Source organism: Mesorhizobium sp. M2A.F.Ca.ET.067.02.1.1 (assembly GCF_004023285.1).
In the GTDB taxonomy this organism is placed as follows: domain Bacteria; phylum Pseudomonadota; class Alphaproteobacteria; order Rhizobiales; family Rhizobiaceae; genus Mesorhizobium.
Genome location: NZ_RZSB01001310.1, coordinates 1 through 745, shown reverse-complemented (window position 1 = coordinate 745; position 745 = coordinate 1). Strand labels below are relative to the sequence as shown.

Genomic DNA, 745 nt, shown 5'->3' with positions numbered 1-745 from the left:
CTTCCCGACCGAATACGCCCCCGGAACGCTGCGCGACCGCTTCGGCCTCGCCCGTCCCGCCAATCGCTTCGCCGAGCAGCGCGCCAATCAGCGCGCCGTGTCCTGAGGAGAGCCGCCATGACCGCCGCACCGAGATTGCAGCCGCGCGAGGCGACCGCGCCGCAGCTGATCAACGTCCTGCACAGCCCCAAGCGCATCCGCGTCAAATTCGGCGGCCGCGTCATCGCCGACAGCCGTCACGTGCTGGTGCTGCGCTCCAACCACTTCCTGCCGATCTATCTCTTTCCGCTGGCGGCGATCGACCAGTCGGTGCTGAAGCCTTCGAAACAAGGCCAGCAGCATCCGGTCGGCGGCGAGACGAAATACTGGGATATCGAAGCGGGCGACCGGCGCGCCGCCGATGCCGCCTGGTCGTTCATAGCTCCGCCCGACGAGAATCTCGCGCCGCTCGCCGGCCGCATCGCCTTCACCTGGAACCTCGTCGATCAATGGTTCGAGGAGGAGGAAGAAGTCTTCGTCCATGCCCGCGATCCCTATGCGCGCATCGACGTGCTGCAGAGCTCCAGCCATGTCGAGATCTGGTTCGACGGTGAGCCGATTGCCGACAGCCGCCGTCCGGTGCTGCTGTTCGAAACGCATCTGCCGACGCGCTTCTACCTGCCGCCGGAGGATGTCCGGCTCGATCGGCTGAGGGCCTCGCTGACGAGGACCCGATGTCCCTACAAGGGCATCGCCTCCTATTGGT

1 protein-coding gene is annotated in these 745 nt (G+C 66.2%); it reads left to right on the top strand.

The window, feature by feature from the left end; all coding sequences use genetic code 11:
- Positions 1-117: 117 nt before the first annotated feature.
- Positions 118-745 (top strand): DUF427 domain-containing protein (locus EOA28_RS37510; RefSeq protein WP_128315930.1); only part of this gene is annotated, 628 nt, incomplete at its 3' end.